Below are 23407 nucleotides of genomic sequence, written 5' to 3'. Positions count from 1 at the left end.
TGTTTTGGAGTTTAGTACCGTGAGTATTTATCAGCGCGTCTCCGTGGATGCGGCGCTTTATGTGCTGCGCGATATCAATCGGAATATGACGGTCACGCAAAACCACATCACGACGGGTATGCGTGTCGAAAAAGCCAGCGACAACGCCGTCTACTGGTCGATCGCCACCACCGCGCGGACCGACAATAAAGCGGTTTCGGCGATCCAGGATGCGCTTGGCATGGCCGCAGCGACGATGGGAACGGCCTATACCGGCGTTCAGAGCGTCATCGACGTCGTCTCCGAAATCAAGGCAAAGCTGGTTGCCGCAACCGAAGACGGCATCGACAAGAACAAGGTCAACGAAGAGATCAAACAGCTGCAGGAGCAACTGCGCAGCGTTTCGGAATCGGCTACCTTCAACAGCGACAACTGGGTGGTCCTCACCAACGATGCGACGCCGACGCAGCCGCGCCAGATTCCGGCCTCGTTCATCCGCAACGCCGACGGCACGATCTCGATCGGCATGCTGAGCTACCATATCGACAATACGCCCGTCGGAGCGACGACCTCCAAGGACGCGCGCTACCTGATCGACGACCGTGCCACCGGTTCCGGCGAATATGGGGTGCTGACATCGGCCTATTTCGCCACCGAACTCGGTGCTGCTCAAAATTACGTGCTGATGACGAGCAAGAACGGCACCACCACCGGGCAGGTGGTGATCTCGGTGACATCAAGCACGACACAGGGCCAGATCGGCCAGATGATCAGCGTCGTAGATGCCGCGCTGACGCAGCTGACGACGGTCGGTTCGGCCTTCGGCGCGCTGGAAAAGCGCATCAACTTGCAGAACGACTTCGCCACGAAACTGCACGACAACATCACCGCCGGCATCGGCCGGCTTGTCGATGCCGACATGGAGGAGGAGTCGAGCAGGCTGCGGGCGCTGCAGACACAGCAGCAGCTCGGCCTGCAGTCGCTGAACATCGCCAACGCCACTTACGACACCATGCGGCGGCTCTTCCAGAACTTCTAAAGGTACGATCCTCCGGCCAACCGCCCTCGTGGTTTGATACGGCCCTTCGTTCGTCACTGCAATCGATTCACTGGATCGATTGCTCCGCTCCTCACCCGCATCATAAGGGCTGATCGCTGTGCCTTGCCGCCGCGCAGGGGCGGCCGTCCGCTAAAACTGGTGATATCAGCGCATTCCCGCAACATGGCTGTGTTTCGGCGCCCGAATTTGCCCTATCAGGAGAACATCTTCATTTTCTTGCCGCAATCCTTGCCATTTGCTCGCATCAGTCGAACGGAGACCGTCCTGTCCATGATCAAAAAATTCATACTTCTCGCTATTGCCGCAAGCTATCTCAGCGCCTGCACGACGACCGATCCCTATACCGGTGAACAGAAGGTTTCCAATACGGCCGGCGGCGCGGCGCTTGGCGCGCTCGGCGGCGCTCTCGTCGGCGTGGCTGTCGGCGGCGGCGGCCACGGCAAGCGCAATGCGGCGTTGATCGGCGCAGGCGTCGGCGCTCTCGCTGGCGGCGCGATCGGCAATTACATGGACCAGCAGGAATCCGAGCTTCGCGCCCAGCTCGAAGGCACCGGCATTTCGGTGACCCGCAACGGCGACAACATCATCCTCAACATGCCCTCGAACATCACCTTCGACGTCGACCAGGACGCAGTGAAGCCGGGCTTCTATCCGACGCTGAATTCGGTGGCGATCGTACTGCGCAAGTTCAACCGCACGCTGATCGACGTCAACGGCCATACGGATTCGACCGGCAGCCTGCAGCACAATCAGGACCTGTCGCAGCGCCGCGCACTTTCGGTTGCCGATTATCTCGGCGGCCAGGGCATCGACCAGCGCCGCGTCTCCGCCGTCGGCTTCGGCCCGTCGCAGCCCGTTGCCTCCAACGCGAGCGAGGCCGGCCGCGCGCAGAACCGCCGCGTCGAGATCCAGATCGCGCCGATCACGCAGGGCTGAACCGAATTTACTGCCTTTGAAACGGCCGGGCTAAGCCCGGCCGTTTCTGTTAGTGCTGCATCGTTGCGCCCTTGGTGATCTTGTCGACGATCTTCTTTTCGGCGCGCAGCGCGATGCCGACCACCTTGGCGTCTTCGGGCGCAAATTCTGCGAAGACGGCGCGGTTCGCCGCGTCGTGGCCGGTCGCAAACATCTCCTCGATGAACAGCGAGCTGGTGATATCGCGCTCCAGCGCGCGGCGGTGGACGGCTGATATGGTCGCCTCGTCGGCGGAGAGCACGATGATCGGCTGGATCGATAGGGGATTGTAGAGATTGCCAGCGCGGTCCCTGTAGGCTTCACCGATGATCTCGGGATGCCGGCCGGCGATGCCCGTCATCAGGAAGGCGGTGACGTTCAGCTTCTGCCAGCCGGCAAGATTGTTTCGCAGGACGACGGCAATTTTGGTATCAAACATCGGACGGTCTTTCACCTATCTACGGATTTATGGAGTATCGGGCGCGTTGAACCAGGACTTACATCCGCAGGTCTTCGAAGGTCTTGAACGTTTGTGCGCCGGACCATCCGGCAACGCCATCCTGGCTGCGCCGGCCTTTCCCGGCATCGAGCGCATCGAGGCGCAGTTCGCAGGCAATGCTTTCGAGCCGCATCGGCACGACACCTATGCACTCGGCGTGACTCTGAAGGGGGTTCAAACCTTCCGCTATCGCGGCGAGCGGCGCTTCAGCCTGCCGGGGCAGGTGATCGTGCTGCACCCCGACGAAGAGCATGACGGCGGGGCGGGGACGGAGGATGGGCTGCAATACCGCATGCTTTATCTGGAACCATCGCTGCTTCTTGAATGCTTGAAGGCGGATGGCGTCGGCCTGCCTTTTGTCGATGAACCCGTTATCGGCGATCCGGCGCTAGCAGGCGTGCTGCTGGCAGCACTTAGCGAACTCGACCGCGAACTGGATGAGCTTTTCGTCGACGATTTCGTATCGTGGGTGACAGGCGGGCTGTCACGGCATGCGCGCATGCCGCGCCGGCCGCTCGGCCTCGTCGCCTGGCGGCAGGCGCGGGCGGCACGGGATTATCTCGAGGCGCATGCGACCCGGGCAGTGAATTCCGGCGAGCTTGAGGCGGTGACGGGTCTCGATCGTTTCGCGCTGGCGCGGCATTTCCGGGCGGCCTTCGCCACCAGCCCGCATCGCTACCTCCTGATGCGACGGCTGCAGCGGGCCCGGGCGATGATCGGCGGGGGCGAGGGGATTTCCGATGTGGCGGCGGCGACCGGCTTTGCCGACCAGAGCCATCTCAACCGCCATTTCAAGAAGGCCTACGGCGTGACGCCCGGCCAATGGGCTGCACTCGCGCGCAAGCCCAAGCAGGGCACTAGACGGGATTTTCCACAAGGCCGGAACGGCGGGCAATGAAGCGGGCAAGCATCGGGCCGATCATCAGGATCACCAGGAAGCGGCCGGTCTGCATCGCCATCACGAAGGGCACGTCGACATCGCTGGAGGCGGCGATGATGGCGACGGAATCGGCGCCGCCAGGGCTGGTGGCGAGATAGGCGGTCAGCGGATCGATGCCGGCGAAGACGTGAAGTGCTACCGCCATGCAACCGCAGAGTGCCATCAGCAGCACGATGCAGGCCGACACCCTCGGCAGGGCGCGCGCCACGTGCTTGAGGATCGAGCGGGTGAACCGCAGGCCGATGCTCCAGCCGACCAGCGCATAGGCGAGGGCGAGCAGCCACATCGGTAATTCAATTTTCAGGAGGCCCACGCCCTGCAGCAAGGCGCCGAGGAAGAGCGGCACGATGATCGTGCCGCCCTGGAGGCGCAGGCGCCGGACGCCATAAGCACAAAAGGCGGCAAAAGCCATCGTCGCTGCAAAGGCCGGCCAGTCGATCTCGGGAAAGAGGACGAGCGGCGGCGGCTCGGCGCCGTCGGCTGCCACCCACAGGCGCGAGATCACAGAGGCCCCGACGGCGACGAAGACGACGCGCAGATACTGCATGAAGGCGACGAGACGGGCATCGGCGCCATAGGCTTCCGACATGATGACCATGGCGGAGGCGCCGCCCGGCGAGGAACCCCAGACCGCGGTCGTCCCCGGCAGCACCTGCCAGCGCGTCAAAAGCCAGCCGAGGCCGGTGGCGATGGCGATGACCGAGAAGATGAACAGCAGAAAGAGTGGTGCGTCCTTCGCCATGGTGCCGAGAATGTCCGGAGTGATGGTGCGCGCCATCATCAGGCCGACGAGGACCTGGCCGAACTGCAGCGGCCAGAAGGGCACGCGAAGCTTTCCCTTGCCGACGGTCAACGCCAGTGCGATTGCCGCGACCATCGGTCCGATCAGCAGCGAGGCCGGCAGAGCGAAGAGTTCGAGGAAGACGACGAGAGCGGTCGAAAGTGCCAGGAGCAGCGCCCATTTCGGCAGGCCGACATCCCGCATTAGGCGGCTCGCGTCGCTGAATGACATGATCCCCGTATCTTTCCTAGAACAGGATGATTTTAGGCCGGGTCGGCCAAAATCTGAATCCTGCTCTACATTAAATAGTTAGAGCACGACCGGCGCGAGAGCCCTTAAAGGCTGAAGATGGGAAGAGGCTCCGGCATGACGAAGAAAGGCCGGCTACAAGAGCCGGCTGGCGCGGGTCCGGTATAGGCGGGCGCGAGGCGGGCGGTCAATTGCGAAATCTGGCTTCTAGGCCCCGGAATGCGAAACTGAATCATGCGACCGCTTCAAGTCGTTGTTTTTATGCATGTCAGCTTTCCAAGCCGCTGAACGGTTTCGGGCTGGGTGCCTCAGAAACGTACATGGCCGACGAGAAAGTCGAGCAGTGCGCGTACGCGCGGCGGCAGCGGGCCGCCCTGGCCCATATAGACGGCGTAGAACTCCTCGAGATCGCCGGGATTGGCCTCTTCGAGTACCGGCACCAGGCGCCCGGCATCGATATCGCCGCGCACGGTGAAGGCGGCGAGCCGGGCAAGGCCGACGCCTGACAAAGCGAGGTGACGCATGGCTTCGCCGTCTCCCACCTGCAGGCCCGGGGTGATCGGGATCATCACCGTTTCGCCACCTTCGCGCAGCGGCCAGCCCTCGATGGCGCGGGCGTAGGAAAAGCCGATGCGGCAATGGTGGCGGAGATCGGCGATCGTGCGTGGTTTGCCATGACGCGAGAGATAGTCCGGCGATGCGACAATGATCTTGCCGGTGACGCCAAGCTTGCGGGCGATCAGGCTGGAATTCTTCAAGGGGCCGGCGCGGATTGCGACATCGGCGCGCTCCTCCATCAGGTCGACTATCCTGTCGGTATGGGAAATATCCAGCGTCACGGCCGGATGAAGCGCCATGAAGGCCGGCACGAGCGGCGCCAGCACATGGTTGCCGAAAGAGCCGCTGGTGTTGATGCGGATGCGGCCTGAGGCCTGTTCACCTGTCGATGCTTGACGTTCGGCCTCGGCAATATCGGCAAGGATGGTAATGCAGCGCTCATAGAAGGCACAGCCTTCCGGCGTCAATTGCAGCCTGCGGGTGGAGCGGTTGACGAGGCGGGCGCCGAGGCGTGTCTCCAGCCGGGCGACGAGTTTGCTGACAGCCGACGGCGTCATGCGCCGTGCCGTGGCGGCCGCGGAAAAACCGCCGCGCTCGACGACGCTGACGAAGACTTCCATTTCGCCGGAGCGATTGATGTCTTGACGGCTCATGATGAATTCAAGTCACAGATGATTTGCTTGTAGGCAATCTATATCATCGGGTGATTGAGGTCTATCTCATAGGAAATACAGGAGACAGATCCATGGACTACAGAAATCTCGGCGCTTCCGGCCTCAGAGTGCCGGTCTTGAGCTTCGGTGCGGGCACATTCGGCGGCAGCGGGCCGCTGTTCGGCGCCTGGGGCAATACCGATGCCGAGGAAGCGCGGCGGCTCGTCGACATTTGCCTGGAAGCCGGCGTCAATCTCTTCGACACGGCCGACGTCTATTCGGCTGGCGCGTCCGAGGAGGTGCTCGGCCAGGCGATCCGTGGCCGGCGCGACGCTGTGCTGATCTCAACGAAGACGGCGCTGCCGATGGGCGAGGGGCCGCAGGACTGGGGAACGTCGCGGGCGCGATTGATCCGCGCGACCGAGGATGCGCTGCGCCGGCTCGGGACCGACTATATCGACCTGCTGCAGCTTCACGCCTTCGATGCCTCAACGCCGGTCGAGGAGGTGCTGTCGACGCTCGATGGGCTCGTTGCAGCAGGCAAGATCCGCTATGTCGGCGTTTCCAATTTTGCCGGCTGGGAACTGATGAAGTCGCTTGCCGCCGCAGAGCGTCACGGCCATCCGCGTTATGTCGCCCATCAGGTCTATTATTCGCTGGCAGGGCGCGATTACGAATGGGAGCTGATGCCGCTTGGCGCCGACCAGGGTGTGGGAGCTCTCGTCTGGAGCCCGCTTGCCTGGGGACGGCTGACCGGCAAGATCCGCCGTGGCCAGCCGCTGCCCAAGGCTAGCCGGCTGCATGAGACGGCACAATACGGCCCGCCCGTCGACGACGAGAAGCTGTTCGACATCGTTGAGGTCCTGGACGCCATCGCGGGCGAGACCGGCCGGACGGTGCCGCAGATCGCCATCAACTGGCTGCTTAACCGGCCGACGGTATCGAGCGTCATCATCGGCGCCCGCAACGAGGAGCAGCTCAGGCAGAATCTCGGCGCGGTCGGCTGGAGCCTGTCGAAGGAGCAGATCGAAAGGCTCGACGCCATCAGCGCGGTGACAGCGCCCTATCCCTATTTCCCCTATCGGCGGCAGGAGGGTTTTGCCCGGCTCAATCCACCGATCGTATGAGGCGCCGGGGACAGCGGATTTGTCTATAGCGGACGGCCTATAACAAAGTGGGAGTGAAATCTTCTGCCAATCTTAACTGGACAGCCGCTTTGACTTGCCGCATACCCAGCCTGCTGCATAATTCCTTAAATCGGAATCGATTTAAGGATGAAATTATGCAGCAATTTTAGAGTTCTACAGCGTCCTTTGCTCGTCTGAAAAGACGCGCGGCGCTGTAGCCTGCGGAACACGATGTGGTTTCTGCGGAATGGCAGGGAGATCAACGGGATGGCGCTGAAGGACGCGAAGGCGGGCACACGCAACGAGGCGGGAATTGCCGCGGTGCTAGGCATTCTCAAGCAGAGCTTCGGCGAGCGTTTCCAGACCGGCCAGTCCTTCCGCGAACAGCATGCGCATACGACCACCTATATCCCGCCGCAACTGCCCGACGGCGTGCTTTTCGCCGAGAGCGCCGACGATGTGAAGGCGGCGGTCAGAGCCTGTGCGACCCACAAGGTGCCGGTGATCGGTTTCGGCGTCGGCACCTCGCTGGAGGGTCAGGTCAATGCCGCCAATGGCGGTATTTCGATCGATTTCAGCCGCATGAACCGGGTGATCGAGGTCAATCCCGAAGATCTCGACTGCACCGTCGAACCGGGTGTGACACGCGAGGCGCTGAACATCCACCTGCGCGATACCGGCCTGTTCTTCCCGATCGATCCCGGCGCCAACGCCTCGATCGGTGGCATGGCCTCGACGCGGGCCTCCGGCACCAATGCCGTGCGCTATGGAACGATGAAGGACAATGTCCTTGCCGTAACCGCCGTCACTGCCAATGGCGAGGAGATCCGCACGGCCCGGCGCGCCCGCAAATCTTCGGCGGGCTACGATCTGACGCGGCTCTTCGTCGGCGCCGAGGGCACGCTTGGCATCCTGACCTCGGTGACGCTGCGTCTGCAGGCGATCCCTCAGAAGATTGCCGGAGGGGCCTGCGCCTTTCCGAGCATCAAGGCCGCCTGCGATGCCGTCATCATGACGATCCAGATGGGCATTCCGGTGGCGCGTATCGAGTTGCTCGACACGGTACAGATGCGGGCCTGCAACGCCTATTCCAAGCTTTCCTATGCCGAAAGCCCGACGCTGTTCCTCGAATTCCACGGCACCGACGAGACGGTGCCGCTGCAATCGGCAGCCTTTGCCGAGATCGCGGCGGAATGCGGCGGCGGCGAATTCCTATGGACCGCCAATGCCGAGGAGCGGACGAAGCTCTGGAAAGCGCGCCACGACGCCTATTGGGCTGCAAGGGCGCTGGCGCCCGGGCTTGCCGCACTTTCGACCGATGTTTGTGTTCCGATATCGAGGCTTGCCGATTGTGTTTCCGAAACGCAGGCGGATATCGAGGAGCATGGGCTGCTGGGGCCGATCGTCGGCCATGCCGGCGACGGGAACTTCCATGTGCTGCTGTTGTTTGATGACAAGAGCACCGAAGGCGTCGCCGTGGCCGAGAGCTTCGTGCAGCGACTCAACCAGCGGGCGCTCGAAATGGACGGGACTTGCACCGGTGAACACGGGATCGGGCAAGGCAAGATGGCGTTTCTGGAACAGGAGCTCGGCGGCGCGGTGGATCTGATGCGACAGGTGAAACAGGCGCTCGATCCGGACGATATCTTCAATCCCGGCAAGATTTTCCACCATGGCTGAAAACGGAACATTCTCATGAAGTTGGGCCTTGCCCCCTGCATGAATAGCGCTAGAACAAGATGATGTTGGGGCCGGCTCGCCCTGAAATCTGAATCCTGTTCTCAAATAAAGAGTTAGAGCATGATGTCGTCCGAAAACCGCTCACACTTTGCGGCATCATGCTCTGGTGTCGGCAACAGAATCCCGAATGGAGACGCTTTGCATTGGTAGGCCGGTTCCTCGTCTTTCTGGGGGGAGTGATCGTCGTAGTGCTGTTCGTGGCGCTGCTTGCGCCGCTGTTCATCGACTGGACGGATTTCCGCAAGAATTTCGAGGATCAGGCAAGCCGCATCATCGGCAAGAAGGTCACCGTCTACGGCACGGTGGATGCACGCCTGCTGCCGTTCCCGTCGGTGACGCTGCATGACGTGCGCGTCGGCCAGGAAGCGGACGGCACGCCGATCGTCAAGGTCGAGCAGTTCTCCATGGATGCGGAGCTTGCACCTTTCCTGTCGGGCGAAGCGCTGATCTTCGACATGCGCGTCGTCAATCCGAAGGTGCGCTTGAGATTGCTCAAGGACGGCACGCTCGACTGGATGCGCGGCAGCCGCGCGGAAATACCGGCAAGGACGGTCGTTCTCGAAAACGTGCATGTCAGCGGCGGCGAGGTCGAGTTCATCGACGATCAGTCGGGTCGCTCGCGTCGCATCACCGGCCTCAACGCGGAAATGTCGGCAAAGTCGCTGGCTGGTCCGTGGCGCATCGAGGGCGACGCAGCGCTCGACGGCGAGCACGGCGGCTTCTCGATCTCGAGCAGTCAGCCGGACGAGAAGGGCGTGCTGCGCATGCGCACGAGGCTTTCGCCGGACAAACACCCTGTCAGCGTCGATCTCGATGGCGAGCTGAAGCTCGTCGATAGCAAGCCGAACTATCAGGGCCAGCTTTCGGCTGCGATCGAAATCCGCAACAGCGCCAAGCCCGCCAACAAGAAAGAGCAGCCGCCGCGCGTCAAGGGCCGCTTCGAGCTCACCAATGAACGCATCCGCATTCCCGAATACCGGATGGAGATCGGCCCGACGGACGATCCCTATGTCATAACCGGCGAGGCGACGCTCGATACCGGCAATGCGCCGGAATTCCTGCTGACCGCCGTCGGGCAGCAGATCGACGTCAACCGCATCGGCAATCAGGGGTCAGCCGGCAAGACGACGCGGGATCCAGCTGTTTCGGCGCGCCAGCGGCTGAATTCGCTGATCGATATCGTCGCGCAGGTGCCGATCCCGCAGGTGCCGGGCAAGGCGAGCGTCAAGCTGCCGGCGATCGTCGCCGGCGATACGACGCTGCGCGACGTGCAGCTGGAGCTCGAACCGGCCGGCACCGGCTGGATGATCGACAGCGCCACCGGCACGCTGCCGGGGCGCACGCAGGTGGAAGGCAAGGGCAAGCTCCTGCTTCAGGGCGAACCTTCGTTCAACGGCCAGATCGTGGTGGCCTCCAGCCAGCCGACGGGGCTTGCCTCCTGGCTTGCCGGCTCGGTCGATCCGGCCATCCGGCAATTGCGGCAGGCGGGCTTTTCCGCCAATGTCAGCCTGACGCATGAATTGCAGCGTTTTGAAAACCTTGAGATTGCCATCGGACCGGCGACGCTGAAGGGTCGGCTGGAGCGCCAGGCGATCTCCGGCCAGCCGCCGACACTGTCGGTGGCGCTAAATGGCGATACGCTCGATCTCGACGCGCTGCAGGCGCTGAGCGGGCTGATGACCGGCCAGGATGCCGGCGATAACGTGCTCGACCACAAGATCGCCGCCCAGCTCAAGGCCGACAAGTTCACCGCCTTCGGTGTCGACGCCGAGAATGTCGAGACCACCTTTACGATCGCCGATGGGGCACTCGCCATCGACCGGCTGTCGATCAAGAATATCGCCGGCGCCGAGCTGACGGCAACGGGCAGGGCAGAAGGTTCGCTGCTCGATTACAAGGGTGCGGGCGAGATCACCTTCAAATCGGCCGATCCCGGCGGCTTTTTCACCATGTTGCGCGAGCACCTGCCACATCACCCGGTGCTCGACCGGCTGGTGCGCAATGCCGGCTGGTACGGCAATACGGCATTGCGCGGCGCACTGACGCTCGGCGGCGACGAGGGCGACGCATTGACGGTGACGCTTGCCGGTGTGGCGAACGGCAGCCGCGTCAATCTCGATTACCGCATGTCCGACCTCCTAGCGCTGACCGGCAACGGCACGACGAGCCTCGAGGCGACGCTCGAAAACGCCGTGCCATCAGTCCTGTTCGGCCAGGCCGGGCTCGACCCGCTGCCGGTCGATGTCGGCGCCAATGGCCGACTGACGCTGAAGGTGAAGGCATCGGGCAACGATCCCGCCGATGCGGCGCTGACCTTTGCGACCGACCGGACCTCGTTCATGGCCAACGGCAAGGTCGACGTCCGGCCGGAGACCTTCATGAACGGCCAGATCGCGCTTTCGCTCGACAGCGCCGATATCGACCCCTATCTCATCATGAACGGCATCGCCCTGCCGCAGACCGGAACCGGGCTGCCGTTCGGCCTGCAGGTCAATGCCGCCGTCGACGGCGACAAGATCGTCTTTTCCGATCTCAAGGGGCATGCGGCCGACAACGAATTTTCCGGTGCGCTGACCTTCGACCGGAAGGCTGCGAGGACGACCGCGAGCGGCGGGCTGACACTCTCCAAGGCCGATGCCGGCTGGCTCGGCGAGGCGGTGTTCGGCCAGATCGTCGATCCCGCCAACGGTCAGCTGACGACGGCGCCGCTGGGGCTGCCCATCTTCAAGGATCTCGACGTTAACGTGAAGCTGGCGGCCAAGGAGTTCTGGCCCGGCCTGCCGGAAACGGCGGTGTCGGACTTCACCAGCAATGTTGCCTACAAGGGCGACGAGCTGCAGCTCAACGACATGGCCGGGAACTGGGACGGCGGAAAGCTCTCCGGCAATCTGCTGTTCACCAATGCCAGCGGCACAGGTTTCCTGCAGACGAAGCTTGCGCTTGCCGATTCCGATCTTTCCGGCGTCGTCTGGCTGCGCGACGGCGCGCCGATCGCCAACGGCAAGTTCGGATTGTCGCTGTCGATGGAGGCCTCGGGCAAGACGATCGGCGAGATCGCCAGCTCGCTCAATGGTTCAGGCGAACTGAGGCTCGGCGATACCAGCATACGCGGGTTGAACCTTGCCATCTTGCCGCCGCTGCTTGCCGCGACCGATACGATGCAGGAGCAGATCAATGCCGGCAAGGTGCATCCGATCATCGAGACGCTGCTCAGCAACGGCGAGGCGAAGCTGCCGCCGCTCGCCATCCCCTTCAACATCGCCGACGGGACGCTGAGGGTGCAGAATGTCACCGTCGCCAACGATCTCGCCCGCATCACCGCCGATGCGCAGATCGCGCTGCCGGAAGAGCGGATCAGCGCGACACTGGGTGTCGGGTTCAATCCTGGCACGGAAGCGCTTTCCGGCGCCGAGCCGGCGCTTCGGCTGAATTTTTCCGGCATGCTGCCGTCGCCCGGCAAGACGATGGATGTGACCGATATCACCAGCTATCTGTCGCTGCGCGCCTTCGAACGCGAGCGCCGGCGTGTCGAGCGGCTGCAGGCAGTCGTGCTCGAAAAACAGCGGCTGCGCCGCGAGGTGGCGCTTTACCGGTTCAACGACGCCGAGCGCATCAAGGCGGCCGAGATCGAGCGGCAACGGCAGGCAGAGGAAGAGCGGCTGCGCGCGCTGGCGCAGAAAGCCGCCGCTGAGAAAGCTGCTGCCGAGGCGGAGGCCGCACGCGCGGCGGAAGCCAAAGCAAAGGCGGATGCCGATGCGCAGGCGAGGGCGGCGGCCGAGGCGGAAGCTGCACGGCGCAGCGGGCAAGCGCAGCCCGGTCCGCTCAATTTCGATCAGTTGCCGGGCATTCAGGCGCAGTGAAAGCGCATAGAATTTGATTCATGCAAGACGCTTCAGGCCTTTGTTTTCATTGATGTCATCCCAAATCGCTACGCGATTTTGAGCAACATGCATCAAGCCTGGTGGCTGGCGGCGGCCTTCAGCCAGGAAAGCACATGCAAGCGCAGCGCCGAGGACAGGTTGCTGTCCGGTGGGCGGTGGTCGTCGATTTCGGAGATCAGGGCGGCGAGCGGCATCGAACGGGCGGAGGCGATCGTCTTCAGTTCGGCCCAGAACTCATCTTCCAGCGAGAAACTGGTGCGATGGCCGTGCAATGTCGCCGAATGCTTACGAATCATGGGGCCTTCACATCCCAGATAGAGCACAGCGCGTCCGAGACGACGCGCTCGCGCTCAGGACTCTCCATCAAATTAAGGGTGGGTTGGCAGATCGATTCAAGGAAAGTGCGCAAGTGGCTGATCGCAGAATCCATTCCGGCTTTCACGCGTTGCGTGAAACCGTCACGCGCCGTCGTCATCCGTCTCGATCCGGCCGTCGCGATGGGCTTTGTCGGCCTTGTCGTTCAGGCTGCGGGTCAGCTGTTTCTCGGCCTTGGTGCGGCCGAAGGTGACGCGGTTCTGTTCGGCCTGTTTCTCCTTTTCGGAGCGAGCCTGCTTCTTGCGGAACTGGCGCAGATTGACGATTTCGGCGCTCATGCGGTTGCCTGGACCCTCACGAAAAAGGGAGGCTTGGCCTCCCTTCAAATCACTGCTTCTTGCGGAAGGAGTCGAGCGAGACGACGGAGCCCGGTTTCTTCTCCTCGCCGTCGGCGGGTTTTGCGCCTGCGGCGTCATCGGGCTTTCCGGCCGCGTCCACCGGATAGGCGGTGATTTCGCCGGACGGCAATTCCTCGCCATCGGCGAGCGGCACGTCGAATTCGAGCTCGAAGTTGACGGAGGGATCATAGAAGCCGCGGATCGCATTGAATGGAATGACCAGCTTTTCCGGAACATCCGAGAAGGAAAGACCGATCTCGAAATGCGTCTCGGTGATCTTCATGTCCCAGAACTGGTGCTGGATGACGATGGTCATCTGCTCGGGGTATTTCGACTTCAGGTGTTGGGAGATGCGCACGCCGGTGGCGCCCGTAAGGAAGGTGATGAAGAAGTGATGATCACCGGGCAGACGGCCCGTCGCTGCGACTTCCGCCAAAACCTTGCGGATGACGCCGCGAAGTGCATCCTGTGCCAGAATGTCGTAGCGGATATGATCCTGCCCCATGCTTTTCCTGTCTTTCGTCGGTTCGGAAGTCTTTTCACAAGGTTATATGCCACGTCCGGGCGCCTTGGGAAAGACCGGAGCCGAGTCACGTTTTTAAGCAGCATACATGATTTCGGCGGCAGGGAGAAGGTGAAGGCTTCTGTTGCCAGGTGCCTTCGGACCCCGCCTAGAGGTGCGAACCACTAGGACTTTGATTGAAGTGTCACACCGCGATTAAGCAGCGAGACGAGCTTCCGCATAGTTGTCGTTTGCAACTACAATTTTAGCCCGATAACGGCGGTACAATGCCGAGCAAAAAGACGATCTTTACACCCTTGTCGATCCTGTTTCGCCCCCATCAAAAGCCGGCCTCTAAGGCCGCCGGTTTTTGGTGGAGGCGCCGGGTACCGCCCCCGGGTCCAATAGGTTTATTACACCGCTCATTTATCGCCATAGCCGACCCGAAAGCCGGCAAGGCTGATATAGTGGTTTCCTCAGCCCAAGGAAAGGGCAAACGTCATAAAAGCGTTATGCGACCCATCAGAAACATTGGGAAAATGCGCGCCGGTGATTGGTTTCCCGGTTCCGAAGGCTTAAATTGGCCGAAACGGAATCAGCGCGACATGAAGCAATATCTCGATCTCTTGAATCATGTGATGGAAAAGGGCTCCGACCGGGGCGACCGCACCGGCACCGGCACGCGCTCGGTCTTCGGCTACCAGATGCGCTTCGACCTCGAAGAAGGCTTTCCCGTCCTTACCACGAAGAAGCTGCATCTGCGCTCGATCATCCACGAGCTTCTCTGGTTCCTGAAGGGCGAGACGAACATCCGCTATCTCAAGGAGAACGGCGTTTCGATCTGGGACGAATGGGCCGATGAAAACGGCAATCTCGGGCCGGTCTACGGCGCCCAATGGCGCTCCTGGCCAGCGCCCGACGGCGGCCATATCGACCAGATCGCCAATCTGGTCAAAGGCATCGTCAACAACCCGAATTCGCGCCGCCACATCGTCTCGGCCTGGAATCCGGCCGAAGTGGACGAAATGGCGCTGCCGCCCTGCCATTGCCTCTTCCAGTTCTATGTGGCTGATGGCAAGCTTTCCTGCCAGCTCTACCAGCGCTCGGCCGATATCTTCCTTGGCGTGCCGTTCAATATCGCCTCCTATGCGCTGCTGACGATGATGGTGGCTCAGGTGACCGGGCTAAAACCCGGCGATTTCGTCCACACGCTCGGCGACGCCCATCTCTATCACAACCATTTCGACCAGGCGAAGCTGCAGCTGGCGCGCCGGCCGAAGCCGCTGCCCTTCATGCGCATCAATCCTGATGTGAGGGACATTTTCGGCTTCACCTTCGACGATTTCGAGCTGATCGGCTACGAGGCCGATGCCAGCATCAAGGCGCCGATCGCCGTCTGATCCGGGATATTTCATGGCCGACATTCGCAGGACCATTATCGCCGCGGTTGCCCGCAACGGCATTATCGGCCGCGACGGCGATATGCCGTGGCGGCTTTCGAGCGATCTGAAGCGCTTCAAGGCGCTGACATTGGGAAAGCCTGTCGTGATGGGCCGCAAGACTTACGATTCGATCGGCAAGCCACTGCCGGGACGGCCGAACGTCGTCATTTCGCGGCAAGCGGCGATAGACCATCCCGATGTCTCCATGGCCCATTCGCTGTCTGAGGCGATGACGGTGGCCGACAGGCTGGCGCTCGAAACCGGCGTCGACGAGATCTGCATTATCGGCGGCGGGCAGGTCTACGCGCAGGCGATCGGTCTTGCCGACCGGATGTGCATCACGCATGTCGAGGCCGATCTCGACGGAGACGCGTCGTTTCCCGCGATCGATCCCGACATCTGGCAGGCGGGGGAGGTGATCGCGGTTCCGGCCGGCGAAAAGGACAGTTATCCCACACGTTTCATCGTCTACGAACGCCGTTACGCCTGAAAATGAACTATTTTCCAATTAAATTGACCAAGTTTCTCACGCTGCGTTGAAAGCCGATGCGCTGATACCTATAACGGTCACCAACGCGTCCGCCGGCCAGCCCCCACGGTTTCGGATGCGTGGAGACTTAACGAACAACGAGGTTTTGATGCCCTGGAGCAATCAGAATGGCGGCGGCGGCCCTTGGGGCGGCGGCGGCGGTAATAATCAGGGACCATGGGGACAGGGGCCGAACCGGCCGCGCGGTGGCGGCGGCAAGGGCGGACCGCCTGATCTGGAAGATATCATCCGGCGCGGCCAGGACCAGCTGCGCAACATCATTCCCGGCGGCTTCAACGGCGGCGTGGCAGTGATCGTTGTGGCGATCGTCGCGGTCTTCTGGCTGATCCAGTGCATTTATGTCGTGCAGCCGGACGAACGCGGCGTCGAGCTGCGGTTCGGCACGCCGAAGGACGAGATTTCCATGCCGGGCCTGCATTTCCACTTTTGGCCGATGGAAACAGTGGAGACGGTCAAGGTGACCGTACAGCAGCTGAACATCGGGGCGACTTCGGCATCGTCTTCGAACGGCCTGATGCTGTCCAGCGACAAAAGCGTGATCAACGTGCAGTTCGCGGTCTTTTACACCGTCAGCGATCCCAAAGCCTATCTCTTCAACGTCGAAAATCCGGCGGAGACGCTGCAGCAGGTATCCGACAGTGCCATGCGTGAGATCGTCGGCCGACGTCCGGCGCAGGACGCCTTCCGCAGCAATCGTCAGCCGATCGAAGTGGACGTGCTTAACATCCTGCAGGACACGATGAACCGCTATGGCGCGGGCGTGACCGTGACCGGCGTGACGATCCAGAATGTGGCGCCGCCGCGGGAAGTCGCCGATGCTTTCGAAGAAGTGCAGCGTGCCGGCCGTGACCGCGACAGCACGATCGAAGAGGCCAATCGCTACACGAACCAGAAGCTCGGCCAGGCGCGAGGCGATGCGGCCAGAATCCGTGAAGATGCCGCCGCCTACAAGGACCGTGTCGTGAAGGAGGCGGAAGGTGAAGCGCAGCGGTTCACGGCGATCAACGACGAATATTCCAAGGCGCCCGACGTGACCCGCAAGCGGTTGTATCTCGAAACGATGGAGCAGGTGCTGAAGAATTCCCGGAAGGTCATTATCGACGAGAAGCAGGGCGTCCTGCCCTATCTGCCGCTCAATGAGCTCGGCAAGCCGGCGCAGCAGGGAGGTTGAGTCATGACATCGAACAGACTTCCCATCATTCTCATCATCCTCGCCATCGTGCTGGTCGGGCTTTATTCGTCCATCTTCGTGGTAAATGCACGCGAGCAGGCCATCGTCGTCCGTTTCGGCCAGATCCAGTCGGTCAAGACCGAGCCTGGCATTTATTTCAAGCTGCCCTTCGGCTTCATGGATGCCGACCGCGTTCAGCTGGTCGAAAAGCAGGCGCTGAGGCTCGATCTCGACAATATTCGCGTTCAGGTCCAGGATGGCCAGACCTTCGACGTCGATGCCTTCGTGATCTATAACATCTCGGATGTTCGCCGCTTCCGCGAAACGGTCTCGGGCGATCGCGAAGCCGCGGAAGCGCGGTTGAGAGCGCAGCTCGATTCATCGCTTCGTCGTGTCTACGGTCTGCGTGACTACAATGCCGCTCTCTCGGAAGAGCGTGTCGCGATGATGCTGGAGATTCGCGACGACCTGCGCACGGATGCCGAAAATCTCGGCCTGCATATAGACGACGTTCGCATCCGCCGCACCGACCTTTCGCCGGAGGTTGCACCCAACACCTATAACGCCATGCGTTCGGAACGCCTTGCCGAGGCCGAGCGCATCCGTGCCGAGGGCAATGAGGAAGGCCAGCGGCGGCGCGCCATCGCCGACCGTCAGGTTGTCGAGTTCACCGCGGGCGCCCAGCGCGATGCGGAAATCCTTCGAGGCCAGGGCGATGCGGAACGAAATCGCGTCTTTGCCGAAGTCTTCAGCAAGGATCCAGCCTTCTTCGAGTTCTATCGCTCGATGGCGGCCTATTCCTCCGCTCTCTCGTCGCAGGACACGACGCTGGTGCTGTCGCCGAATTCGGAATTCTTCCGCTATTTCGACAATGCCGCCGGCACCCTGCAGCCGACAAATCCGGCCGCGCCAGTTCCGGCAGTTCCGGGCGCAACTACTCCCGCAGCACCGGTCCCGGCGAACTGACAGCCAGCGAAACGACCACCGACAATTTCGGAAGGGCCGGCCCGAGCGCCGGCCCTTTTTTCGTGGAATGATTGAGACGATCCGGCTTTTGCGAGGCCACGTCACATTGCACGGGGATTTCGCGAAAAGGTGATTTCACCCTCCATCATTCCGCCTTATGCTGATGCTCAATGTGCGCATGCACCCTTATGAGGAAGCTTGATGGCCCCCACGATTCGCTCGCCCTTCAGACGAACGCTAGCGCTTATGGCCAGCGCCGCAATCCTGGCGCAAGCCGGCGTGAGCGGGATTGCCTATGCGCAAACCGCGCCTGAGACGACCGCACCCGGGGTTATTGCACCCGCTCCAGCTACTCCGGAAACGACTGCTCCCGCTCCTACGCCTCCCGCAGCCGTCGCACCGCAGCAGACCGCTCCGATCCAGGCCGCCGTGCCCAACACCGGCCCGGCTTCCGTCGCCGATCTCGCCGAGGGGCTGCTCGACGCCGTGGTCAACATCTCGACCTCGCAGAAGGTGAAGGACGATGAGGGCGCGGGTCCGGCGCCGCGCGCCCCCGACGGCTCGCCTTTCCAGGAATTCTTCAACGACTTCTTCAACAAGCAGCAGGGCAACAAGGGCGGCAACCACAATGTCAGCTCGCTTGGCTCCGGCTTCGTCATCGATCCGACCGGCTATATCGTCACCAACAACCACGTGATCGAGGGCGCCGACGATATCGAGATCAATTTCGCCAATGGTTCGAAGCTCAAGGCGAAGCTGATCGGCACCGATACGAAGACCGATCTTTCGGTGCTGAAGGTCGAGCCGAAGACGCCGCTGAAATCCGTGAAATTCGGCGATTCCAGCACGATGCGCATCGGTGATTGGGTAATGGCGATCGGCAATCCGTTCGGCTTCGGCGGTTCGGTGACGGTGGGCATCATTTCCGGGCGTGGCCGCAACATCAATGCCGGCCCCTACGACAATTTCATCCAGACGGATGCGGCGATCAACAAGGGCAATTCCGGTGGCCCGCTCTTCAACATGAAGGGTGAGGTGATCGGCATCAACACGGCGATCATTTCGCCGAGCGGCGGCTCGATCGGTATCGGCTTCTCGGTGCCGTCGGAGCTTGCTTCCGGCGTCGTTGATCAGCTGCGCGAATATGGCGAGACGCGGCGCGGCTGGCTCGGCGTGCGCATTCAGCCGGTGACCGACGATATCGCCGACAGCCTCGGGCTCGACAACGCAAAGGGCGCGCTGGTCGCCGGCGTCATCAAGGGCGGCCCCGTCGACGACGGCTCGATCAAGGCGGGCGACGTCATTTTGAAATTCGACGGCAAGACCGTCAGCGAGATGCGCGACCTGCCGCGCGTCGTGGCGGAAAGCACGGTCGGCAAGGAAGTCGACGTCGTGGTGCTGCGCGACGGCAAGGAGCAGACCGTCAAGGTGAAGCTCGGCCGGCTCGAGGACAGCGACCAGGCAGCTGCATCCGACGACGCGGCGCCCGATGGTTCGCAGGATGACGGCGTCATCACCCCGGATCCCGGTGAGAACAACGACATGGACCAGCCTGACACCGGCGATCAAGTCCAGCCCGTACCCAGCACGCCCGACCAGCATAAGGGCCAGGTGTCGCCGGACGCGGCCACGCCGAAGAACGTGCTCGGGCTGTCGCTGTCGCTGTTGAGCGCTGAGACGCGCAAGGCCTTCGGCATCGCCGAGAGCGTCGATGGTGTCGTCGTGACGGAAGTGACACCCGGCTCCGCCTCGGCTGAAAAGGGGCTGAAGCCCGGCGACGTCATCGTCGAGGTGGCGCAGGAGTTCATGAAGTCGCCGGATGCGGTCGCCGCCAAGGTGCAGGCGCTGAAACAGGAAGGCCGCCGCAATGCCCAGCTGATGATCGCAGGGGCGAATGGCGATCTGCGGTTCGTGGCGGTGCCGATGGAATAGGCCGCCGGGCAGAGGCTGGTAAAGTGACGAGCGACGGCGCATGGGTCAGTCGCGGCTTGCTCCCTCTTCTCCCCAGCGGGGAGAAGGTGGCCCGAAGGGTCGGATGAGGGGGCCGCCCGGCACGCCTTTCATTGCTGCTCTATTGCCCTTCGCTTGCGCTCAGCGCATTCGCGGCTTTGCCGCTCACCCCCTCAACCGCCTGCCGGCACCGACCGGGGTCGAGCCGCGGGTCTCGACCCGTCCTTCGGACCCCCGCTGGGGAGAAGAGACATGTAGCAGCGCCGTGCCGTCTCTCCTCGTTTGCCTATATGTCTCCTTCTGGCGCGATATCGCCTTCAAGAGGTCACGAAATCCGTCTTGCGGTAACCCTGGATATAAAGCAGGGCGGTCAGGTCGCCGTGGTTGATTTGAATCCGCGCTTGAGCAGCGACGGTGGGCTTGGCGTGGAGGGCGACGCCGGAGCCGGCTAGCTGCAGCATGCCAAGATCGTTGGCGCCGTCGCCGACGGCGATCGCTTCTTCCGGCGAAATGCTGAGGCTTGCCGCAATCTCGTTTAGCGCATCGACTTTCGCCTGCTTGCCGAGGATCGGTTCGGCGACGAAACCCGAGAGAATGCCTCCGTCTTCGAGCAGCATGTTGGCACGGTTCTCGTCGAAGCCGAGGGTGGCGGCGATGCGGCTGGTGAAAACCGTGAAACCGCCGGAGACAAGCGCGGTGTAATGGCCTTTCGACTTCATGGTGGCGATCAGTTCCAGGCCGCCCGGGGTGAGCGTGATGCGCTTGGCGATGACCTCGTCGACGACCGATATCGGCAGCCCCTTCAGCAGGGCGACACGCTCACGCAGGGCGGGCTCGAAAGCGATCTCGCCGTTCATGGCGCGAGCAGTGATGGTGGCCACCTTCTCCTTCAGGCCGACTTCAGCGGCGAGTTCATCGATGCATTCCTGGGCGATCATCGTCGAATCCATATCGGCGATCAGCAGCTTCTTGCGGCGGGTCTCCTGCTCCTGGATAACGAGGTCGATGGGCGCGCTTGATATGACGGCAAGGATATTGGCCTCGGCCGCTTGCCTATCGGTGCCGTCGCGCAGCGCGATGTCGCAGGCAACGCCATCGGCCAGCCAGTAGAGACCGGAAGCGTTCACGGCCTCGGCCGCCCGTTCGGCGATTTCCGGGGTCAGCACGGGATTTGACGGATTGGCAACAAGCGTGGCAACGAGGGCCATGATGGAAAACCTTCTGAGCACAGTGAACGCGATCCTGATAACCGGGCCGACCGCCAGCGGCAAGTCCGCGCTCGCCGTCGAATTGGCCAAACGCCATGACGGCGCGGTTGTCAACGCCGACAGCATGCAGGTCTATGACACGCTGCGGGTGCTGACGGCACGACCGTCGAAGGAGGAGATGCAGGGCGTGCCGCATCATCTCTACGGTCATGTGCCGGCGGCTGCGGCCTATTCGACCGGCGCCTGGCTGCGGGATGTCTCGGGACTATTACCGGGGCTCAGGGACGCAGGACGGCTGCCGGTCTTCGTCGGCGGCACGGGACTTTATTTCAAGGCGCTGACCGGCGGTCTCTCCGATATGCCCGAGATACCGGAGGTGTTGCGGGAGAAACTCAGGACGCGGCTGCTGGAGGAGGGACCGGACGGGCTCTATATCGAACTCGCCGAGGCCGACCCCGCCATGGCGGCAAGCCTGAACCGCCAGGACGGACAGCGTATCGTCCGGGCGCTGGAGGTGGTAAAGGCGACGGGGCGGTCGATCGCCGATTTCCAGGGCCGGTCGGGACCGATGGTCATCGACGCCGCCCAGGCCCGCAAGATCGTCGTGCTGCCGGACAGAGCAGTGCTGCACCAGCGCATCAACGGGCGTTTCGAAAAGATGCTGCAGCAAGGCGCGGAAGACGAGGTGAGGGCGCTGCTTGCGCTCGACCTGCCGGCCGAGGCACCTGTGATGAAGGCAATCGGCGTGTCGCAGATTACGGCGATGGTCAGGGGCGAGATGACGCGCGACGAGGTGCTGGAGAAGGGTGCTGCGGCGACGCGGCAATATGCCAAGCGGCAAATGACATGGTTCCGCAACCAGATGGACGACAGCTGGGAACGGCTGACGGTTTAGGCTTCAGCTTGTTGCGGGCCTCCCGCTTGAGACATCTGCTGGCTCAGCAGTTTGACGAGTTCACCGACCGCCGCCTGCAGCTGGTCCGGCAGAAATCCGCCGAAGCCCAGCATCAGGCCGGCGCGGGCCGGCTGGGCGGCATACATCGGGGAGATCGCACGCACGGCGAGGCCGGCCGACAGGGCACGGGCGGCGAGCTGTACGTCGTCGACCTCTTCGGGCAGCCATAGAAGAATATGCATGCCCTGGTCGCTCTCCTGGACGCGGCATCCCACTGGCAAGGCCCGTTCGAGCGCCGAGAGCAGAACAGCGCGGCGTTCGGCATAGAGGCCGCGGATGCGCCGGATATGCGCTTCGAAATAACCTTCCCGCATATAGGCCGCCAGAACGTGCTGTTCGGCGATCGGCGAATGCCGGTCGAGAATGGCGCGGGCGCCGGCAAAGGCTTCTGCGAGCGGAGGAGGGGCGATGACGTAGCCGAGGCGCAGGGAAGGAAAGAGCACCTTGCTGAACGTGCCGAGATAGATGACACGTGACGGCCGCAACCCCTGCATTGAGGGAAACGGGTGCCCGGCATAACGCAGCTCGCTGTCGTAATCGTCCTCGACGATCCAGGCGCGATTTTGGTCGGCCCAGGCGATCAAGGAATTGCGCCGGGCCATGCTGAGCGGCATCCCGATCGGATATTGGTGCGAAGGGGTGACGAATGCGGCGCGCGCCTGCGGACATAGCTCGAGGCCGCGTTCCACGTTCATTCCCTGTGCATCGACCGGCAGGCGGTGCGTCCGGACGCCGAGATCGTCGAGCACCGCCGTCAGGCCTGGATAGGCCGGGTCCTCAGCCCATACCGGATCGTCACGCGAGAGAAGCACTCGGCCCGCCATATAGAGGCCTTGCTGGGTGCCTGATGTGACGATGACCTGTTCCGGCTCGCAATGGACGGCCCGCGCGCGGCGGACATGGCCGGCAATGGCAAGCCTGAGTTCGAGCAAGCCCATGGGGTCGTGGTAACCCGAAGGTGCTGCCTGTCGCGACGCGCGCACGCGGTTGCCGAGACGGCGCCAGTTGTCGTCGGGCGCAATGCCACAAGCCGGGACGGCGATGGCGAAGGGAACGGGCGGGTGCGGGGTGAGCGCCCGGGCGATGGCAATCAGCCGGGCAGCCTGGGAAGGCAGATCGGTACCATCCGCGGTAGTTGCCGCTGCCGGCGCAGGCGGGGGCGCGGGCGTGGTGTCCATCAGATCGGCGGCAACACGGGTTCCTGCTCCGACCCGCGCTTCGAGATAGCCTTCGGCGGTCAACTGATCGAACACCTCGACGACAGTGCCGCGTGCGATCTTCAGCGAAGCCGCAAGGCTACGCGTAGAAGGAAGGCGTTCCCCCGACCTCAGCTCACCGCGGGCGATTGCGTTCCGCAGGGACTGCGCAAGCTGGCGACCGACACTGGCCGTTCGATTGATCGCGTTGAGCGATGGGATTTCGATGGTGCTGCGCCGTTTGGACATCGCGAAATGGTCCATAGAGATTGTTCGAAAATGGCGCTTCATGGTGAACCAATTTTCGAGGAAAAGGAAGTGGATCGGCGGCTC

The 23407-nt window shown here is 62.6% G+C and carries 20 protein-coding genes and 1 other RNA gene; 12 read left to right on the top strand and 9 right to left on the bottom strand.

The window, feature by feature from the left end:
- Positions 1 to 19: 19 nt before the first annotated feature.
- Both RlegSU303_RS15125 and RlegSU303_RS15120 read left to right on the top strand, forming a co-directional pair.
- Positions 20 to 1018 carry a flagellin N-terminal helical domain-containing protein gene (locus tag RlegSU303_RS15125; RefSeq protein WP_131719138.1) on the top strand — a complete coding sequence of 333 codons (999 nt, stop codon included), beginning with the start codon at positions 20 to 22 and terminating at the stop codon, positions 1016 to 1018.
- A gap of 291 nt (positions 1019 to 1309) precedes the next feature.
- A complete protein-coding gene (locus tag RlegSU303_RS15120; RefSeq protein ID WP_003541337.1) occupies positions 1310 to 1975 on the top strand; it encodes an OmpA family lipoprotein in 666 nt (221 codons plus the stop codon).
- 49 nt (positions 1976 to 2024) lie between these two features.
- Here RlegSU303_RS15120 and RlegSU303_RS15115 read toward each other — a convergent pair whose 3' ends face one another.
- Complete coding sequence (locus tag RlegSU303_RS15115) at positions 2025 to 2432, bottom strand: DUF2000 family protein (RefSeq protein ID WP_003560946.1); 408 nt, start codon at positions 2430 to 2432, stop codon at positions 2025 to 2027.
- Positions 2433 to 2478: 46 nt separating this feature from the next.
- On the opposite strand from RlegSU303_RS15115, the gene RlegSU303_RS15110 reads away from it, so the two are divergent.
- Positions 2479 to 3390: an AraC family transcriptional regulator gene (locus RlegSU303_RS15110; RefSeq protein WP_131710102.1), complete on the top strand. Its 912-nt coding sequence runs from the start codon at positions 2479 to 2481 to the stop codon at positions 3388 to 3390.
- On the opposite strand, the gene RlegSU303_RS15105 is transcribed toward RlegSU303_RS15110, so the two are convergent.
- Both RlegSU303_RS15105 and RlegSU303_RS15100 read right to left on the bottom strand, forming a co-directional pair.
- Positions 3350 to 4444 (bottom strand): AbrB family transcriptional regulator, encoded by a 1095-nt coding sequence (locus tag RlegSU303_RS15105; protein WP_131710101.1) that lies wholly within the window; start codon positions 4442 to 4444, stop codon positions 3350 to 3352. The genes RlegSU303_RS15110 and RlegSU303_RS15105 overlap by 41 nt on opposite strands.
- 326 nt (positions 4445 to 4770) lie before the next feature.
- Positions 4771 to 5673 (bottom strand): LysR family transcriptional regulator, encoded by a 903-nt coding sequence (locus RlegSU303_RS15100; RefSeq protein WP_131719137.1) that lies wholly within the window; start codon positions 5671 to 5673, stop codon positions 4771 to 4773.
- A gap of 92 nt (positions 5674 to 5765) precedes the next feature.
- Between RlegSU303_RS15100 and RlegSU303_RS15095 the strand changes: the two genes are divergently transcribed.
- The 3 genes from RlegSU303_RS15095 (at position 5766) to RlegSU303_RS15085 (ending at position 12400) form a co-directional block, all read left to right on the top strand.
- On the top strand, positions 5766 to 6800 hold the full coding sequence (locus RlegSU303_RS15095) for an aldo/keto reductase (protein ID WP_131719136.1): 1035 nt from the start codon (positions 5766 to 5768) through the stop codon (positions 6798 to 6800).
- Positions 6801 to 7067: 267 nt separating this feature from the next.
- Entirely contained in the window at positions 7068 to 8480 is a 1413-nt protein-coding gene (locus RlegSU303_RS15090; protein WP_131710098.1) for an FAD-binding oxidoreductase, read from the top strand.
- 203 nt (positions 8481 to 8683) lie between these two features.
- Positions 8684 to 12400: an AsmA family protein gene (locus tag RlegSU303_RS15085; protein WP_168279553.1), complete on the top strand. Its 3717-nt coding sequence runs from the start codon at positions 8684 to 8686 to the stop codon at positions 12398 to 12400.
- A gap of 92 nt (positions 12401 to 12492) precedes the next feature.
- Here RlegSU303_RS15085 and RlegSU303_RS15080 read toward each other — a convergent pair whose 3' ends face one another.
- From RlegSU303_RS15080 to ssrA, 4 genes are all read right to left on the bottom strand, one after another.
- Entirely contained in the window at positions 12493 to 12717 is a 225-nt protein-coding gene (locus tag RlegSU303_RS15080) for a ribbon-helix-helix domain-containing protein (protein WP_017961255.1), read from the bottom strand.
- A gap of 162 nt (positions 12718 to 12879) precedes the next feature.
- The gene (locus tag RlegSU303_RS15075; protein WP_072637834.1) at positions 12880 to 13074 is read right to left on the bottom strand and encodes a DUF4169 family protein; all 195 of its coding nucleotides are present in this window, start codon (positions 13072 to 13074) and stop codon (positions 12880 to 12882) included.
- Between the two features lie 49 nt (positions 13075 to 13123).
- Positions 13124 to 13639 (bottom strand): SspB family protein, encoded by a 516-nt coding sequence (locus tag RlegSU303_RS15070; RefSeq protein ID WP_003541317.1) that lies wholly within the window; start codon positions 13637 to 13639, stop codon positions 13124 to 13126.
- A gap of 128 nt (positions 13640 to 13767) precedes the next feature.
- Positions 13768 to 14130, bottom strand: a transfer-messenger RNA (tmRNA) gene (gene ssrA / locus RlegSU303_RS15065).
- A 111-nt stretch (positions 14131 to 14241) separates the two neighbouring features.
- On the opposite strand from ssrA, the gene RlegSU303_RS15060 reads away from it, so the two are divergent.
- The 5 genes from RlegSU303_RS15060 (at position 14242) to RlegSU303_RS15040 (ending at position 19697) form a co-directional block, all read left to right on the top strand.
- Positions 14242 to 15036, top strand: coding sequence for a thymidylate synthase (locus tag RlegSU303_RS15060; RefSeq protein WP_131620269.1), 795 nt, complete (start codon positions 14242 to 14244; stop codon positions 15034 to 15036).
- A 13-nt stretch (positions 15037 to 15049) separates the two neighbouring features.
- Positions 15050 to 15568: a dihydrofolate reductase gene (locus tag RlegSU303_RS15055; RefSeq protein ID WP_072637847.1), complete on the top strand. Its 519-nt coding sequence runs from the start codon at positions 15050 to 15052 to the stop codon at positions 15566 to 15568.
- A 148-nt stretch (positions 15569 to 15716) separates the two neighbouring features.
- Entirely contained in the window at positions 15717 to 16799 is a 1083-nt protein-coding gene (hflK, locus tag RlegSU303_RS15050) for an FtsH protease activity modulator HflK (protein ID WP_017961250.1), read from the top strand.
- A 3-nt stretch (positions 16800 to 16802) separates the two neighbouring features.
- The gene (hflC, locus tag RlegSU303_RS15045; RefSeq protein ID WP_017961249.1) at positions 16803 to 17765 is read left to right on the top strand and encodes a protease modulator HflC; all 963 of its coding nucleotides are present in this window, start codon (positions 16803 to 16805) and stop codon (positions 17763 to 17765) included.
- A gap of 201 nt (positions 17766 to 17966) precedes the next feature.
- A complete protein-coding gene (locus tag RlegSU303_RS15040) occupies positions 17967 to 19697 on the top strand; it encodes a Do family serine endopeptidase (protein ID WP_017961248.1) in 1731 nt (576 codons plus the stop codon).
- A 335-nt stretch (positions 19698 to 20032) separates the two neighbouring features.
- On the opposite strand, the gene serB is transcribed toward RlegSU303_RS15040, so the two are convergent.
- Positions 20033 to 20923, bottom strand: coding sequence for a phosphoserine phosphatase SerB (gene serB, locus RlegSU303_RS15035; RefSeq protein ID WP_131719134.1), 891 nt, complete (start codon positions 20921 to 20923; stop codon positions 20033 to 20035).
- Here serB and miaA point away from each other — a divergent pair.
- Positions 20922 to 21818: a tRNA (adenosine(37)-N6)-dimethylallyltransferase MiaA gene (gene miaA, locus RlegSU303_RS15030; protein WP_131719133.1), complete on the top strand. Its 897-nt coding sequence runs from the start codon at positions 20922 to 20924 to the stop codon at positions 21816 to 21818. The two genes, serB and miaA, sit on opposite strands and share 2 nt — an antisense overlap.
- Here miaA and pdxR read toward each other — a convergent pair.
- Entirely contained in the window at positions 21815 to 23323 is a 1509-nt protein-coding gene (gene pdxR / locus RlegSU303_RS15025) for a MocR-like pyridoxine biosynthesis transcription factor PdxR (protein WP_179040008.1), read from the bottom strand. The two genes, miaA and pdxR, sit on opposite strands and share 4 nt — an antisense overlap.
- Between the last annotated feature and the right edge of the window lie 84 nt (positions 23324 to 23407).

It is taken from the genome of Rhizobium sp. SU303 (genome assembly GCF_021052345.1).
Lineage (GTDB): Bacteria > Pseudomonadota > Alphaproteobacteria > Rhizobiales > Rhizobiaceae > Rhizobium > Rhizobium laguerreae.
The sequence above is the reverse complement of the archived record's forward strand: the minus strand, read 5'-3'. Positions and strand labels throughout refer to the sequence as shown.